Source organism: Chromobacterium haemolyticum DSM 19808 (genome assembly GCF_000711885.1).
Classification (GTDB): Bacteria; Pseudomonadota; Gammaproteobacteria; order Burkholderiales; family Chromobacteriaceae; genus Chromobacterium; species Chromobacterium haemolyticum.
The window spans coordinates 132,038-147,287 of the sequence record NZ_JONK01000004.1; the positions used below are offsets into that span (position 1 = coordinate 132,038).

Consider the following 15,250-nt stretch of genomic DNA (forward strand, 5'->3'; position numbering starts at 1 on the left):
GCGATGAATGGAGCTTGAATGCAGTTGCCCGACTGGTTTTACGGAATTGCCGCCATCCTGGCCGGCGTGGCCATAGGCTGGCTGACCTGGAAAAAACGCCAAAACGGCGTGCGCGAAGACCTGTACAGCTTGATCGGCAAAAGCATTCTCTGTCTGTTCATGATCGCATTCGGCATTCTGCTGCTGAAGGTCGGCAAGTAGACCAGGCAGCCGGCGGGCCGCGCGCCCGCCACCGACAAAGGAAAACAAGATGAGCCAATCGTTTGATGTAGTGGTGGTCGGCGGCGGCCCCGGCGGTTACGTAGCCGCCATCCGCGCCGCCCAGCTGGGTTTCAACACCGCCTGCGTGGATGCGTTCAAAAACCCGGAAGGCAAGGCGTCGCTGGGCGGCACCTGCCTGAACGTCGGTTGCATTCCGTCCAAGGCGCTGCTGCAGTCGTCGGAAAACTTCCACGCGGTGCAGCATGATTTCGCCAAGCACGGCATCAGCGTCTCCGGCGCCAAGATGGACGTGGCGCAGATGATTTCGCGCAAGACCGACATCATCACCAAGAACGCCGCGGGCATCAGCTTCCTGTTCAAGAAGAACAAGGTCGCCAACATCCACGGCCTGGCCAGCTTCAAGGGCCGTCAAGGCGATAAGTGGGTGATCGAGGTCAGCGACGGCGGCAAGGTGGTGGACACCCTGGAAGCCGGGCATGTGATCGTGGCCACTGGTTCCAGCCCGCGCGCGCTGCCGGGCCTGGCCACCGACAACAAGCTGGTGTTGGACAACGAGGGCGCGCTGGCGCTGACGGATGTGCCGAAGCGCCTGGGCGTGATCGGCGCCGGCGTGATCGGCCTGGAAATGGGCTCCGTCTGGAAGCGTTTGGGCGCCGAAGTGACCATCCTGGAAGCGATGCCGACCTTCCTCGCCGCCGCGGACCAGCAGATCGCCAAAGAAGCTTTCAAGACCCTGACCAAGGACACCGGCCTGGACATCAAGCTGGGCGTCAAAATCGGCGAAGTGAAGGCCGGCAAGAAGAGCGTCACCGTCAACTACGAACTGAACGGCGAAGCGGTCAAGGCCGAGTTCGACAAGCTGATTGTCTCCATTGGCCGCGTGCCCAACACTCAGGGCCTGGGCGCCGACGCGGTGGGCCTGCAGTTGGACGAGCGCGGCTTCGTGGCGGTGGACGACCATTGCCACACCAATCTGCCCAATGTATGGGCGATCGGCGACGTGGTGCGCGGCCCGATGCTGGCGCACAAGGCCTCGGAAGAGGGCGTGGCCGTGGCCGAGCGCATCGCCGGCCAGAAGCCGCACGTGGATTTCGGCGTGATTCCGTGGGTGATCTACACTTCTCCGGAGATCGCCTGGGTTGGCAAGACCGAGGAGCAACTGAAGGCCGAGGGCGTAGAGTACAAGAAGGGCACTTCCGGTTTCGGCGCCAACGGCCGCGCGCTGGGCCTGGGCCAAGCGCAAGGCACGGTCAAGATCCTGGCCTGCGCCAAGACCGACCGCATCCTGGGCCTGCACATGATAGGCCCGATGGTGTCCGAACTGGTGAGCGAAGGCGTGGTGTCGATGGAGTTCAAGGCCGCCAGCGAAGACCTGGCGCGCATCGTCCACGCTCACCCGTCCTTGTCCGAAGTGATACACGAAGCCGCTCTGGCCGCCGACAAGCGCGCCTTGCACGGCTAAGCGTTCGCCGGGTCGTGTACAATCGCGCACGGCTCGGCAAAACGGCTCCCTTGGGGGCCGGTTGACGGAGTATGCGGCGACGCTGGTCAGCCTGGGGGGTGACGGCGCGCGCCAGATACATTAAAGGTTTACAAGCGACTCAAAGAAATAGGGGCGTCGGTTTCAGCCCGCCATCCATTTCTCCGAAAGGAAACCATAGATGAACCTGCACGAATACCAAGCGAAAGAGCTGCTGGCCAAATACGGCCTGCCGGTGCAACAGGGCATTCTGGCCGCTACGCCGGAAGAAGCCGCTGCCGCTTACGATAAACTGGGCGGCAAATTCGCCGTCGTCAAGGCTCAGGTGCATGCCGGCGGCCGCGGCAAGGCCGGTGGCGTGAAAGTGGTGAAAAGCCGCGAAGAAGCCGCCGAAGTGGCCAAGGGCCTGATCGGCAAGAACCTGGTGACCTACCAGACCGACGCCGCCGGCCAGCCGGTGAACAGCGTGCTGGTGTGCGAAGACATGTACCCGGTGCAGCGCGAACTCTACCTGGGCGCCGTGGTTGACCGCGGCAGCCAGCGCGTGGTGTTCATGGTGTCCACCGAAGGCGGCGTGGAAATCGAGAAAGTAGCCGAGGAAACCCCGGAAAAGATCATCAAGATCGAGATCGATCCCTTGGTGGGCATGCAGCCGTTCCAGGCTCGCGACGCCGCTTTCGCGCTGGAACTGAAGGGCGAGCAAGTTGCCGCCTTCACCAAGCTGATGCTGGGCGCCTACAAGGCCTTCGTCGAAAACGACTTCGCCCTGTTCGAAGTGAACCCGCTGGCACTGCGTGAAAACGGCCAGCTGGCCTGCGTGGACGGCAAGATCAACCTGGACTCCAACGCGCTGTACCGCCACCCGGAACTGCTGGCGCAACGCGACAAGAGCCAGGAAAACGAACGCGAAGTGAAAGCTTCCGAGTTTGACCTGAACTACGTGGCGCTGGAAGGCAATATCGGCTGCATGGTGAACGGCGCCGGCCTGGCGATGGCCACCATGGACATCATCAAGCTGAAGGGCGGCCAACCGGCCAACTTCCTGGACGTGGGCGGCGGCGCCACCAAAGAGCGCGTGATCGAAGCCTTCAAGCTGATCCTGGCCGACACCTCGGTGCAGGGCGTGCTGATCAACATCTTCGGCGGCATCGTGCGTTGCGACATGATCGCCGAAGCCATCATCGCCGCGGTGAAGGAAGTGAACGTGACCGTGCCGGTCGTGGTGCGTCTGGAAGGCAACAACGCCGAGCTGGGCGCCAAGATTCTGGACGACTCCGGTCTGAAACTGACTTCCGCCCAGGGTCTGAACGACGCTGCCGAGAAGATCGTCGCCGCCGTCAAGGCCGCTGCCTGAGACCCGCACTGAGCTGAGGAATACAAAATGAGCGTATTGGTAAACAAAGACACCAAAGTGCTGGTGCAAGGCTTCACCGGCAAGAACGGCACTTTCCACGCCGAGCAGGCGTTGAAAGTGGGCACCAAGGTCGTAGGCGGCGTAACCCCGGGCAAAGGCGGTTCCGAGCATCTGGGCCTGCCGGTGTTCAACACCATGAAGGACGCCGTGCGTCAGACCCAGGCAGACGCCTCGGTGATCTACGTGCCCGCGGCCTTCGCCAAGGATTCCATCCTGGAAGCCATCGACAGCGGCGTGAAGCTGATCGTCTGCATCACCGAAGGCGTGCCCACCCTGGACATGCTGTACGTGAAGAAAGCCGTGGACGAAGCCGGCATCCGCCTGATCGGCCCGAACTGCCCCGGCATCATCACCCCGGGCGAGTGCAAGATCGGCATCATGCCGTGGCACATTCACAACCCGGGCCGCATCGGCATCGTGTCCCGTTCCGGCACTCTGACCTATGAAGCCGTGGCGCAAACCACCGCGCTGGGTCTGGGCCAGTCCACCTGCATCGGCATCGGCGGCGATCCGATCCCGGGCACCAGCCACATCGACGCGCTGAAACTGTTCCAGGATGATCCGGACACCGACGCCATCGTGATGATCGGCGAAATCGGCGGTTCCGCCGAGGAAGAGGCGGCCGAGTTCGCCAAGTCCTACGTGACCAAGCCGGTGGTCGGCTACATCGCCGGCGTGACGGCTCCCAAGGGCAAGCGCATGGGCCATGCGGGCGCCATCATCTCCGGCGGCAAGGGCACGGCGGAAGAGAAGTTCAAGGCCTTCGAGAAGGCCGGCATCGCCTACACCCGCAGCCCGGCGGAAATCGGCAAGACGATGTTTGAACTGCTGAAAAGCAAGGGCATGATCTAAGAAGCGGTTCACGATCTGCCGCGCTTCAGCGATACGGCGTTGAAAGCGACTGCGAAATGCTCATGTACCAGATGTACATTCCGCTTTCTTGGCCGCTTTCGCCTTGTCTCGCTCTAGCTCGCGAGATCGTGGATGGATTCTAAGGCCGCATGCAAAACACCCCTGGCTCGCCAGGGGTGTTTTTTTATGCGTTGCCGTTCAGGCGTAGCGCGCGCAGACGCGGTCGAACGGCGGCCGGTAGCGCGGATCGACGTAAGGCGTCAGCAGATAGAGCAGGCTGCGACAGCCGTCTTTTACCATGCGCTCCAGCTCGCTGGGCGTGGCGGAGTGCTTGAGCGTGGTTACCCAGCCAGTCTGCACCATCTGAAAGTGCTGGACCAGATGAGCCAGTTGCTTGTCGTCGCCCAGCAGCACGCCCTGTTCGCGCAGGCGGGCGAACAATTGGGCCAGCTTGCCGGCCAACTGGCCACGGGACAACTGCTGGTGATTTTCCGCCAGTTCCGGGTGCAGGTAGTACAGGCTCGGCATGCTTTTGGGCAGGAAGCGGAAGCTCCAAATGTGCCGCAGCGTTTTTTCCATTGCTCCCACCATCGCCTCGATCGAGTTGCTGTGCCGGAGCGCGGCCGACAGCTGCTCCGCCATGCCTTTGACGTAGCGCTGGTATAGCTCGCTGATGATCTCTTCCTTATTGCGGAAGTGATAGTACAACTTGCCGGTGCTGATATTCATCCGCTCGGCGATATGATTGGTGGTGATGACGCGCTCGCCCTCCTGGTTGAACAGCTGCAGGCTGGCGTCAATGATGTTTTGAAAGGTTTGCGACCGTTCGCCGCTTTTACTCATTTTGGCCCCTTTCTGTCTAATAACCGGGCGCAGCCCATTGCCGTGGCCGCGTCCAGGCGCAAGTATCGCTCAAATTGAGGTGAAATTGTCGTGGTTAGGGCAAATTGTCGACATTTTGTGACGCAAGCGTGGGCAGGGTAGGGTTTGCAGGCCTTGCGAGTATTTGAAATGCATGATTGATGTAGTTGTTTGATTTAAAACATGCGCAAATATTTAAAGACATTGTTATTTTTAACAATGCATGACATCTCGTATGACGGATAATAACGCTTTTATCAGCAACGGCTTATCATGCGCTCCATCCGTCACAAGCTCACGCTGCTGACAGCGGTGTCCATTCTGGTCGCCACGCTCAGCATCACCATCACCGCCTGCCTGAATATCCGCTCCCACGCTTATCAAGAAGCTGAGCGGGAGATCAACCAGGTCGCCCAGCTACAGGGCGGCTTCGTGTCCGAATGGCTGTCGGTTCGCAAGAATCTGATCAGCGCCAGCCTCAGCCACGCCGACGACGCGCAGGTCAGCTACTATCTGCAGCAGTTGGCCAAGGGCGGCGGCTTCAACGTGATTTACGCCGGCAACGGCGTGACCGGCGACATGAAATACTCGGTGCCGGGACGTCCCAAGCCCAGCGCCGACTACCAGCCGGCGCAACGTCCGTGGTTCCAACAATCCAAGGCTCAGGACGGCCTGATCGTCACCGACCCGTACAAGGACTCCGAACCGGAAACCAAGGACAAACTGGTGATCACCATCGCCGACAAGGTCAAGGGCCAGGACATTGTGGTGGGCGGCGATATTCTGATCGACAAGCTGGTCAAGTCGGTGCTGGACATCAAGCTGGCCGGCAAAGGCCATGCCTTTCTGCTGACCAAACAGGGCAAGATTATCGCCTACCCCAAGCCTGGCAATGAGCTCAAGCCCATCGGCAGCGTGATTCCGGCGCTGGACGACGCCGCTTTCGCCAGCCTGCTGCAAAGCGATCAAGCCAAGAGCGTGGATATAGACGGCGGCGCTTATATGGTGGCCTTGCGACCGATCGCCGGCTCCGACTGGGTGATGGGCGTGGCCGCGGATGAAGAGGTGATCTCTTCCCAGGTCAACGGCATCATCTGGCTGATCGCCGGGGCCGTTGCCATCGTGTTGGTTGTGATGCTGACCTTCAGCTCCGCTTATCTGGGCCGCTTGCTCAAAGGCCTGTTCCAGGTCCGCGACGCGATGCGCGAAATCTCGCAAGGCGAAGGCGACCTGACCCGCCGCATCGAAGTGGCCGGCGAGGATGAAGTGGCGCAGACCGCGCAAGCCTTCAACCAGTTTGTGCAACGCCTGAACGGCATGTTCCGCGAACTGCGCGACGAAGCCGGGCAACTGACCCAAGGCGTGATCGAGGTCAGCGGCGCGGTGAAACGCCTGGCCGATGATTCCCACGTGCTGGCGGACATTTCCAGCTCCAACGCGGCGGCGATCGAAGAAGTGACGGTGAGCATCTCCCACATTGCCGACGCCACCCGCGAAACCGATAGGCTGGCGCGCAATACCGGCGAACATTCGCGCGAGAGCGCCAACGATATGCAGCGCATCAGCAGCGAGATGTCGCGCACCAGCGAATCGGTGGGCGAACTGTCCAGCCTGCTGGCCTCGCTGGAACAGCGCTCGCAGGAGATCTCCAAGATCACCAATGTAATCCGCGACATTGCCGATCAGACCAATCTGTTGGCCTTGAACGCGGCGATCGAGGCGGCGCGCGCCGGCGAGCAGGGCCGCGGTTTTGCCGTGGTGGCCGACGAAGTGCGCAAGCTGGCCGAGCGCACGGGGCAGGCAACGGTGGAGATCAGTCAGATGGTGGAAAACATCCTGGGCGAAACCGGCAAGGCGGTGCAGAACATGAATACCACTGTCGGCGCGGTGGACGCCAGCGTCGATCTGACCGGCCAGGCGCGCGCGCGGTTGACCGCGATTGGCGACGCGATGCAGCAAGTGATAGACAAGATCGGCGATGTGGCCCTGTCCACCAGCGAGCAGCACAACGCCACCACCGCGATGGCGCAGAGCACCGAGTCGATCAACAACCAGATCATCGACTCCGACGCCGCGCTGCAATCGGCAATGCAGACGCTGAGCGCCTTGAACGATCTGGCGCGCGGGATGCAGAGTACCTTCAATCGCTTCAGGCTGTAAGAACCTGTTCACGATCCGCTACGCGTCGTGAAACGTGGCTCGGTGAATGCAACTTCGAAATGCTCATGTACCGTATGTGCACTCCGCTTTCTCTGCTGTGTTCGCCTTGTCTCGCTCTGGCTCGCGAGACTTTGAAAAGGTTCTAAGTCAGGAATTGTTCGCGTCAGGAAACTCTCGGGCTTCCGCGTGGTCAGTCACACAGCGCCGACTCCGTTCAGGGGCCGGCGTTTTATTATGCTATGGATAGTGAACGGCGATTGAAGGATTTCGGATGAAAAGACTGATGATGATGTCGACGCTGCTGTTGACCGCCTGCGGCATCTTTCCGACACAGGAAGGCTATGCGCAGAAGGCGTATTACTGGCAGGGGCGTGATGTGAATCAATTGTTGGCGGAGTGGGGCGCACCGCAGAAAACCCTGAAGATGCCGAACGGCAATATGCTCTACACCTACAGCAAGGAATTCACCCAGCGTGAGCCGCTGCGTGAAAACCGCGTGTACGAACCGGGCGCCAAGGTGACTTACAACGAGAACGGTCAGACCAAGACCATAGAAACACCGGGACGGTGGGTCAACACCGGCATGATAGGCGGTGGTTCCACCCATTACAGCTGCACCACCAATTTCGTGGTCAATCCCAAGAGCCAACTGGTGGAAACCGTTAGCTTCGACGGCAATAACTGCGTGGCGGTGCCGCGGCAGTAAGAATCTGGTCAAAGCCCGCTGCGCTTCGTGAAGCGTTGCGCGGTGAGCACGAGCTCAAAATGCTCATGTACCATTTGACCATTCCGCTTTTTCGGTCGTTTTCGCCTTGTCACGCTCTTGCTCGCGCGACTTTGAACAGGTTCTAAGCACTAGCCCCGCCGGCAGGCGGGGCTGCGGGTATTGGGAGCAAGCTCACGATCTCGCGAGCTTGCGCAGCGGATCGTGGATAGGTTCTTACTGACCGGGCAGCTTCCACTCGCCCTTGCTGCGGAAGGGCACTCGGCCCATGCCGTTCAAGTCTTCCAGCGTGCCATTCAGTTGGTATTCCAGCTTGCCGCCGTTGCCGGCCTCCATCGCCTTGCCTATCTGCTTCAGCCAGCCGGCCAGCGAGGTGTGCAATTGCAACGTGACCACGCCTTCGCCCAGCGCAGGTACGGCGATGGCCTGATTGCTGACTCCCGTGGCCAGCTTCTCTCCCGCCACGTTCAGTTCCAGGGTCATGCCCTTGGCGTTCAAGGCCAGATTGTTGGGGTTGCTGACCCGCAGGCTGACTTCGAAGCTTTGTTCGAACAGCGTGGCCTTGCCGGGTTTGACGTCGGCGATGCTGACTTGGGGTTTCTGGTAGTTCAAGGCCGCGCAGCCGCTTAGCAGCAGGGCGAACAGGGCGACGCTCAGATATCGTTTCATATTCGGTGTTCCTTGGGTTGACCGGCGTTATTCCAAACCGCCCAGCACATCGCGGGTTACCGCCAGCCAGGCGCGGGCCGCATGCGACAAGTATCCGTTCTTTTGCCAGATCAGCGCCAGGTGCCAGACCAGCTTGGGCTCGGCCAGCGGGATCACATCGTAGGCCGAGCGGTCCAGCCGTTCCACTATGGAGCGCGGGAGCAGGGTGACGCCCATGTGGGCCGATACCAGTTCGACGATGAAGTCCCAATGCGCGCTGCGCCCCACCACATGCAGCGGGCGGCCCAGCTCGCGAAAGGCGTCGCTGACCCGGCGCGCCAGCGTGAAGTCCTGCGGGTAGAGCACAAAGGGCTGATTGGCGATCTGCTCCAGCCGCACCACGCTCTGCCCACGCCACTCCGAGCCGGCCGGCGCCACGAGGCATAGCGGATCGCGCACCACGGCGAATTGATCGAAAGCCTGGTTGTCCACCGGCAGCACCGCCACGCCGATTTCCAGTTCGCCGCTGCGCACGCTGCTCTCGATCGCCAGCGCGCCGTCTTCCACCATTTTCAGTTCGACCTGCGGATAGCGTTGGCGGAAGCTGCTGACCACCGGAGCGAAGAAGGCCACGCCCACCATGGGGGGCAGGCCGACCACCAGCTCGCCGCGTTTGAGCGCAGACAGGTCGGACAGCTCGGTTTTCAACTGGTTCATCGCCGATAGCACGTCCAGGCCGCGCTCATAAGTGGCACGGCCGGCGTCGGTGAGTCGGAAGCTGCGGCCCTCGCGCAGGATCAGCGGGCAGCCCAATTCCTCCTCCAGCTGGCGCACCATCTTGCTGATGGTGGGCTGAGTCACATAGAGGGCTTCGGCCGCCTTGGTGAAGCTTTGGCGTTTGACCACCTCGATGAAATAGCGCAGCGCGCGGATGTCCATATGTGCTTGTCCGGATCATGCATTCCAGATTGGAATGCGTGAAATAATTTTAATTCATTTTTTGAATGCATGGCGGCGCTCTATACTCGAACCACTCCCTGTGTTGTGTAGTGGCTCAATCATGGCAAATCCGAATCTTTCCGCATTCAAGCAAGTGGCGCTGACCATCGGTCAGGTGGCCTTGCTGAGCGTGGTGTGGATCGCGGCCAGTCAGTTGAGCAGCCATTTCCTGCCAGTGGTGCCTGCCGGCGTGCTAGGGATGTTCCTGGTGCTGGCGGCGCTCTGGCTGGGCTGGTTGCCACTGGCCTGGTGCCGCAGCGGCGCCCGCTGGTTGTTGGCTGAAATGTTGTTGTTCTTCATCCCCGCCGTCGTGGCGGTGATCCAGTACCCGGACGTGATCATGGCCGCCGGGCTACGGATTGTGGCGGTCATCGTGTTGTCCACCTTGTTGGTGATGGCGGCGACCTCCTGGGTGGTGGATAAATGTTATCGCTTGGAAGTGGCCCTGCGCTGGCATGGCCGCCAGAAACAGGTGAAGACGCATGGAGCATGAGATTGCACTGGCCAGTTTGCTGATTACCGTTGTTTTGTACGGACTGGTCAAAAAGTTTTATCTGAAAAAGCGCAGCTGGTGGAGCGCCCCGATTCTGGCGGTGCCGCTGTTGGTGATTGCGCTGGTGGTCTTGGCCAAGGTGCCGTACCGGGTGTATTTCGAAGACACCCGTTGGCTGACCTGGATGCTGGGGCCGGCCACGGTGGCTTTCGCGGTGCCGATCTACGAGCATCGGGCGATGATACGCCGGCACTGGTTGTCGCTGAGCTGCGGCGTGCTGGTGGGCATGCCGGTGGCGGTGTTCAGCTCGATCTGGCTGGCGCGACTGCTGGGCTTGTCCGACTTGTTGCAGCGCAGCCTGGCGCCGCGATCGATCAGCACTCCGTTCGCTTTGGCCACGGCCTCCGGCATTGGCGCTTCGCCGGACCTGACGGCGGTGTTCGTGGTGATGACCGGGGTGTGCGGCATGTTGTTGGGCGAAGTGATGCTGGCTTGGATGCCGCTGCGCTCCAGTCTGGCGCGCGGAGCCTTGTTCGGCGCCGCCGCCCACGCGGCCGGCACCGCCAAGGCCAGCGAGCTGGGCGCGGAAGAAGGCGTGGTGGCCAGCCTGACCATGATGCTGGGCGGTTTGGCGACGGTGTTCGCCGCGCCGCTGATAGGTTTGTTGTTGTAGTTTGTGTGTGTACTTGTTGTGACCCGCATTCCCGTGGGGTGGCGTGCGGTGGTTTCTCCTCATCTCCCCAAACGAGCGTTGTTAGGGCCGACCCAATGGGTTGGCCCATTTTTTTGCCCATCAGCCGCCTGGGGCGTGAAAAAACCCGGCCGGAGCCGGGCTTGGATGCCTGCCGTGGGTTCAACCCATTTGCTGCGGCGTGATCATGATCTCCACGCGGCGGTTTTTGGCTTTGCCGCTTTCGTTGGCGTTGCTGGCCACCGGTTGGGTCGCGCCGTAGCCCATGGTGCGCACCCGCACCGAGTTGACGCCCTGACCCTGCAGGTATTCGGTCACCGACTGAGCGCGTTTCTCCGACAGCGTCTGGTTGTAGGCGGCGGCGCCGGTGCTGTCGGTGTGGCCTGCCACGGTGATCGAGGTGTCGGGGAATTGCACCAGCACGCCGGCGATGTCGCCCAGCGGCTTTTGCACCCTGGCGTTCAACTGATAGCCGTTGGTGGGGAAGGTGATGTTGTCGGGCAGGGAGAGTTTGAGCTGGTCGCCAATGCGCTCGACCGCGATCTGGCTGTTCTTCAGCTTTTCGCGCAGTTGTTTTTCCTGGTAATCCATATAGCCGCCGATGCCGGCGCCGATCGCGCCGCAGGCCAGCGCCGAATTGCGGGCGCCTTTGCCGCCATGGGTCAGCGCGCCCACCAGGCCGCAGGCCGCCGCGCCGCCCAGGCCGTAGAGCGCGGTCTTGCTGATTTCGGTCTGGCCGGTTTGAGGGTTGGTGGTGCAGGCGGACAGGGCCAGCGCGGCTAGAGTCGCGGCGGCGGTGGCGGGCTTGAACAAACGGGTCATTGCTTCTCCACGGAATGAGGGTGAGGGTGCGGATCCTGACCGAAGGGCGTGTGACAGACACAAGGTTCGCCTTCGGACGCTTCCACCAGGGTTTGCAGAATGCCGCATTCTGCCACGGTGTGATGGTCGTGGCAGCGGTCGCGCAGCGCCAGCAGCTGTTGTTCCAGCAGACGCAAGCTTTCCACTTGCTGATGGACCTTGCTGACCTGACGGTCTATCAGTTGGTTGATGTCGTCGCAGGCCAGCGAGGAGTCGGCCTTGAAGGCGGCCAGCTGGCGGATGTCGGCCAGCGACATGCCCAAGGAACGGCAGTGCAGGATGAAATTCAGTTCGCCCAATTGCTCGGCGTTGTAGCGGCGATAGCCGGAGGCGCTGCGCAGCGGCGCGGACAGCAGGCCTTCACGCTCGTAATAACGTATGGTTTCCACTTCGCAGCCAGTCTGGCGCGCCAGCTCTCCAATCAGCATCTCAGTCCTCCCGCAAGACGCCCGGCAATGGGGCGGTGGCGGCGGTTTTCCGCCGGATGATGGAATTTTAGCAAAAAAGCTTGACCTTGTAGCGACTATAGGGTTTGCAATGAGGCTATATCAATCCGACCAAGGGAGGCCTCCATGTTCCAAGCAGCGCAAAAACAGCGACGCCGGCGTGCGCCGCATGCCGGCCATGCTTCTTGCCGGGGCGGAGAGGGCAAGCCAGATCCGCGCCAGGCGGACGATTGCTGCGGCCACAAATTAGAGGCGGCGATGCCGGCGCGTGATCATGACCACGAGCATGGCCACAGCCACGATCATGCCGGCAAGTCCTGCTCAGGCCATGATCACGGCGCGGAAGCGCCGCGCGCGGTGGCGCTGGGCGAGGGCGGCCGGCAGCAAGCGCGCTTGCATATCCAGGCGATGGACTGCCCGACCGAGGCCAGGCTGATTGAAAAGGCTTTGGGCGGCATGGCCGGGGTGGCCGCGCTGGAGTTCAACTTTATCGAGCGGGTGCTGCTGGTGCGTCACGACCTGCCCAATCTGGAGGGCGTTAAACAAGCCATCGCCAAGGTGGGCATGAAGGCGGTGGAGCTGAATGACGCCTCGGCGCTGGTGGAGCAGCCCAAGGCTTCGCGCCGGGGCAATTGGCTGCTGGCGCTATCCGGCCTGGCGGCGGCGGGCTCGGAAGGCGTGGCCTGGCTCAGCGGAGCGGACCAGGGCTGGGGCAGCGCGGCGCTGGCCTTGGCCTCCATCTTGCTGGGCGGCATGCCCACGCTGAAAAAGGGCTGGATCGCGCTGTCCACCCGCACGCTCAACATCCATTTCCTGATGTCGGTGGCGGTGATAGGCGCGATGCTGATCGGCCAATGGCCGGAGGCGGCGATGGTGTTGTTCCTGTTCGCCATCGCCGAGCGGCTGGAGGCGATGTCGCTGGCGCGCGCCGGCGAAGCGGTCAAAGCCTTGATGTCGCTGGCGCCGGAAACCGCCTGGGTGCAGAGCGGCGGCGAATGGGTGGAGCGCCCGGCCGCCGACGTGGCGCCGGGCAGCCGAGTGCGGGTGCGTCCGGGCGAGCGAGTGCCGCTGGACGGCCGCATCGAACAAGGCCACAGCGCGTTCAACGAAGCGCCTATCACCGGCGAGAGCCTGCCCGTGGACAAGTCTCCGGGCGAAGCGGTCTTCGCCGGCAGCATCAACGGCAGCGGCGTGGTGGAAGTGCTGACCACGGCGGGGGCCAACGGCAGCGTGTTGGCGCGCATCATCGACACTGTGCGCAATGCTCAGGCCAGCAAGGCGCCGACGCAGCGTTTCATCGACCGCTTCGCCGAGGTTTACACCCCGGTGGTGTTGGCGGCCGCGCTGCTGTTTGCCGTGGCTACCCCTATGCTGGGGTGGCTGAGCTGGAACGAGGCGGTCTACAACGCGCTGGTGATGCTGGTGATCGCCTGCCCGTGCGCGCTGGTGATCGCCACGCCGGTGACCGTGGTCAGCGCCTTGGCGTCAGCCGCTAAGCACGGCCTGCTGATCAAGGGCGGCGCGCCGCTGGAAATGGCGGCCAGGATAGACGCGGTGTGTTTCGACAAGACCGGCACCCTGACCGAGGGCGAGCCGCAAGTGACGGGCGTGGTGACGCTAGCCGAGGCGGATCAGGATCAGTTGTTGCGTTGGGCAGCGGCTCTGGACGCGCACTCCACTCATCCGCTGGCCAAGGCGGTGCTGGCGGCGGCGAACGCGCGAGGCCTATCCTGGCCGGAGGCGGAACAGGTCAGCGAGCAGGCCGGGCGCGGCGTCAGCGGCTTGGCGGACGGCCGGAAGCTGGCTTTGGGTAGCAGCCGGCTGGCGCGGGAGCAGGGCGCGTTGAGCGATGCCTTGCAGGCCGAGCTGTCGCGCTTGGAATTGGCGGGACAGGGCGCCTTGGTGTTGCTGGAGGGCGAGCGGGCGCTAGGCGTGATCGCGGTGGCGGACCGGATTCGTCCGGAAGCGCCGGCGGCTCTGCGTCAATTGGCCAAGTTGGGCGTGGCGACGGTGATGTTGAGCGGCGACAACCAGCAGGTGGCGCAGGCGGTGGCGGCGCAGACCGGCATCGTAGAAGCCCACGGCGGTTTGTTGCCGGAAGACAAGCTGGAGCGCATTGTCCGTTTGCAAGCCTCCGGCAAGATGGTGGCGATGGTGGGCGACGGCGTCAACGACGCGCCGGCGCTGGCCCGGGCCGACCTGGGCATCGCCATGGGGGCGGCCGGTTCCGACAGCGCGCTGGAAACCGCCGGCGTGGCCTTGATGGACGACAAGCTGGCCAAGCTGGCTGATTTGCTCAGCCACGCCCGGCGCACTTCGCGGGTGCTGAAAGCGAACATCGCGGTGGCCTTGTTGACCAAGCTGGTGTTCTTCGTATTGGCGATGCTGGGTATGGCCAGCTTGTGGATGGCGGTGTTCGCCGATGTGGGCACCAGCCTGGTGGTGATCGCCAACGGTCTGCGGCTGGCGCGCGGCGTGCGCAAGGCGGAGTGAGGGAGATTGCGTGGGATGCCGCCTGAATCTGGAACGTGTTTACGATCTGGCGAGCTAGGGCGAGACAAGGGTTTGCCGCTGAAGAAGCGGAATGTACATGCGGTATATGTGCATTTTGAAGCGGGTTTCGACGCCCTTGCCTGACGATCCCGCCGCAGCGTAGCGGAGCGTAAACAGGCTCTCAGGCGTAGGTATCGATGTTGGACCCCAGCCCCGGGCCTTGTTGCTCGGGGCTGTTGATTTTCTGCCGCGCTTGAAGCGGGCTCAAGCCCTGCTTGCCGGCTTGCTGCTGCATCAGTTCAATGCGCGCCTGCTGTTCCATCTGCGCGGCGGCGGCGGCCACCGCGCGGTCCTGGCCGGAGGGGGCGGCCGGCGCCAGCGCGGCGCGCTGCACGGTCTGGGCATTGCTTATGGTTTCTTGCGGGGTGCTGCCCCGCGCCAGGCGGATGCCGACTTCGCCGCCTATCGCATATTGCTTGCCGTCCGGGCCTTGCTGATAGCTATAGGTGGCGCCGCCGCCGGCCAGCGCGCCGCCGGCCGCCAGATGCGCTTGTTCGTGCTGGCGCACATCGCTGTCGCGGGCCTTCAGCGCTTCCACTTGTTTTTGCTGCTGCTCGTCCAGCGGCTTGCCGTCGATGCCGCGCGCGGCGTTGGGTTTGGCTTGATCCGGTTGATCTGGAGCGGCATCGGCGTTGCCGGCGCGGTTTCCGGATGCGGCTGTCCCCACCGGCGCCGCGGCGCTTGCCAGGCTTTGCTGGCAAGCCGGGCACTGGCAGTTGGGGCCGTGGCTGGTCTGTAATGCGTAGCCGCCATAACCGCCGTAGCTGGATATTCCGGAAAGGCTCATGAATTCACGGTTTTAGCTTGATATTTCTCAGTTTAGCCGCTATGGGCCGGCTTTGCCCA

15 protein-coding genes are annotated in these 15,250 nt (G+C 62.6%); 9 read left to right on the forward strand and 6 right to left on the reverse strand.

The features are described 5' to 3' along the window. The first annotated feature begins 18 nt into the window (after positions 1-18). The 4 genes from BR71_RS02675 to sucD all read left to right on the forward strand — a co-directional run bounded on the left by BR71_RS02675 (position 19) and on the right by sucD (position 3,968). The gene (locus BR71_RS02675; protein WP_019103256.1) at positions 19-201 is read left to right on the forward strand and encodes a hypothetical protein; all 183 of its coding nucleotides are present in this window, start codon (positions 19-21) and stop codon (positions 199-201) included. 49 nt (positions 202-250) lie between these two features. Next, on the forward strand, positions 251-1,684 hold the full coding sequence (lpdA, locus tag BR71_RS02680; protein ID WP_043632329.1) for a dihydrolipoyl dehydrogenase: 1,434 nt from the start codon (positions 251-253) through the stop codon (positions 1,682-1,684). Positions 1,685-1,883: 199 nt separating this feature from the next. After that, entirely contained in the window at positions 1,884-3,056 is a 1,173-nt protein-coding gene (gene sucC, locus BR71_RS02685) for an ADP-forming succinate--CoA ligase subunit beta (RefSeq protein ID WP_019103254.1), read from the forward strand. A 27-nt stretch (positions 3,057-3,083) separates the two neighbouring features. Then, positions 3,084-3,968, forward strand: a complete 885-nt coding sequence (gene sucD / locus BR71_RS02690; RefSeq protein WP_043592732.1) for a succinate--CoA ligase subunit alpha — start codon at positions 3,084-3,086, stop codon at positions 3,966-3,968. Between the two features lie 198 nt (positions 3,969-4,166). On the opposite strand, the gene BR71_RS02695 is transcribed toward sucD, so the two are convergent. Further along, positions 4,167-4,811 (reverse strand): TetR/AcrR family transcriptional regulator, encoded by a 645-nt coding sequence (locus BR71_RS02695; RefSeq protein ID WP_019100709.1) that lies wholly within the window; start codon positions 4,809-4,811, stop codon positions 4,167-4,169. A gap of 291 nt (positions 4,812-5,102) precedes the next feature. On the opposite strand from BR71_RS02695, the gene BR71_RS02700 reads away from it, so the two are divergent. Together BR71_RS02700 and BR71_RS02705 are read left to right on the forward strand one after the other, a co-directional pair. Then, the gene (locus BR71_RS02700) at positions 5,103-6,989 is read left to right on the forward strand and encodes a methyl-accepting chemotaxis protein (RefSeq protein WP_052370279.1); all 1,887 of its coding nucleotides are present in this window, start codon (positions 5,103-5,105) and stop codon (positions 6,987-6,989) included. Positions 6,990-7,260: 271 nt separating this feature from the next. Then, on the forward strand, positions 7,261-7,695 hold the full coding sequence (locus BR71_RS02705) for a hypothetical protein (RefSeq protein ID WP_081554346.1): 435 nt from the start codon (positions 7,261-7,263) through the stop codon (positions 7,693-7,695). 234 nt (positions 7,696-7,929) lie between these two features. Here the strand turns inward: BR71_RS02705 and BR71_RS02710 are convergent, their stop codons facing one another. Both BR71_RS02710 and BR71_RS02715 read right to left on the reverse strand, forming a co-directional pair. Beyond that, positions 7,930-8,382, reverse strand: a complete 453-nt coding sequence (locus BR71_RS02710) for an LEA/WHy family protein (protein WP_019103416.1) — start codon at positions 8,380-8,382, stop codon at positions 7,930-7,932. Positions 8,383-8,409: 27 nt separating this feature from the next. Beyond that, positions 8,410-9,300: a LysR family transcriptional regulator gene (locus BR71_RS02715; protein ID WP_043632336.1), complete on the reverse strand. Its 891-nt coding sequence runs from the start codon at positions 9,298-9,300 to the stop codon at positions 8,410-8,412. Positions 9,301-9,421: 121 nt separating this feature from the next. Between BR71_RS02715 and BR71_RS02720 the strand changes: the two genes are divergently transcribed. Both BR71_RS02720 and BR71_RS02725 read left to right on the forward strand, forming a co-directional pair. Continuing rightward, positions 9,422-9,853 (forward strand): CidA/LrgA family protein, encoded by a 432-nt coding sequence (locus BR71_RS02720; RefSeq protein ID WP_043632339.1) that lies wholly within the window; start codon positions 9,422-9,424, stop codon positions 9,851-9,853. Then, positions 9,843-10,526 (forward strand): LrgB family protein, encoded by a 684-nt coding sequence (locus BR71_RS02725; protein WP_052370280.1) that lies wholly within the window; start codon positions 9,843-9,845, stop codon positions 10,524-10,526. Before BR71_RS02720 ends, BR71_RS02725 begins: the two co-directional genes overlap by 11 nt. A gap of 180 nt (positions 10,527-10,706) precedes the next feature. Here the strand turns inward: BR71_RS02725 and BR71_RS02730 are convergent, their stop codons facing one another. Both BR71_RS02730 and BR71_RS02735 read right to left on the reverse strand, forming a co-directional pair. Next, the gene (locus tag BR71_RS02730; protein WP_043632342.1) at positions 10,707-11,366 is read right to left on the reverse strand and encodes a YiaD family glycine zipper/OmpA-like lipoprotein; all 660 of its coding nucleotides are present in this window, start codon (positions 11,364-11,366) and stop codon (positions 10,707-10,709) included. Beyond that, complete coding sequence (locus tag BR71_RS02735) at positions 11,363-11,833, reverse strand: Cd(II)/Pb(II)-responsive transcriptional regulator (RefSeq protein ID WP_019103421.1); 471 nt, start codon at positions 11,831-11,833, stop codon at positions 11,363-11,365. Before BR71_RS02735 ends, BR71_RS02730 begins: the two co-directional genes overlap by 4 nt. 144 nt (positions 11,834-11,977) lie before the next feature. Between BR71_RS02735 and BR71_RS02740 the strand changes: the two genes are divergently transcribed. Next, on the forward strand, positions 11,978-14,344 hold the full coding sequence (locus tag BR71_RS02740) for a heavy metal translocating P-type ATPase (RefSeq protein ID WP_081862520.1): 2,367 nt from the start codon (positions 11,978-11,980) through the stop codon (positions 14,342-14,344). Between the two features lie 181 nt (positions 14,345-14,525). Here the strand turns inward: BR71_RS02740 and BR71_RS02745 are convergent, their stop codons facing one another. Then, positions 14,526-15,191 carry a putative metalloprotease CJM1_0395 family protein gene (locus tag BR71_RS02745; RefSeq protein WP_052370281.1) on the reverse strand — a complete coding sequence of 222 codons (666 nt, stop codon included), beginning with the start codon at positions 15,189-15,191 and terminating at the stop codon, positions 14,526-14,528. Positions 15,192-15,250 lie beyond the last annotated feature (59 nt).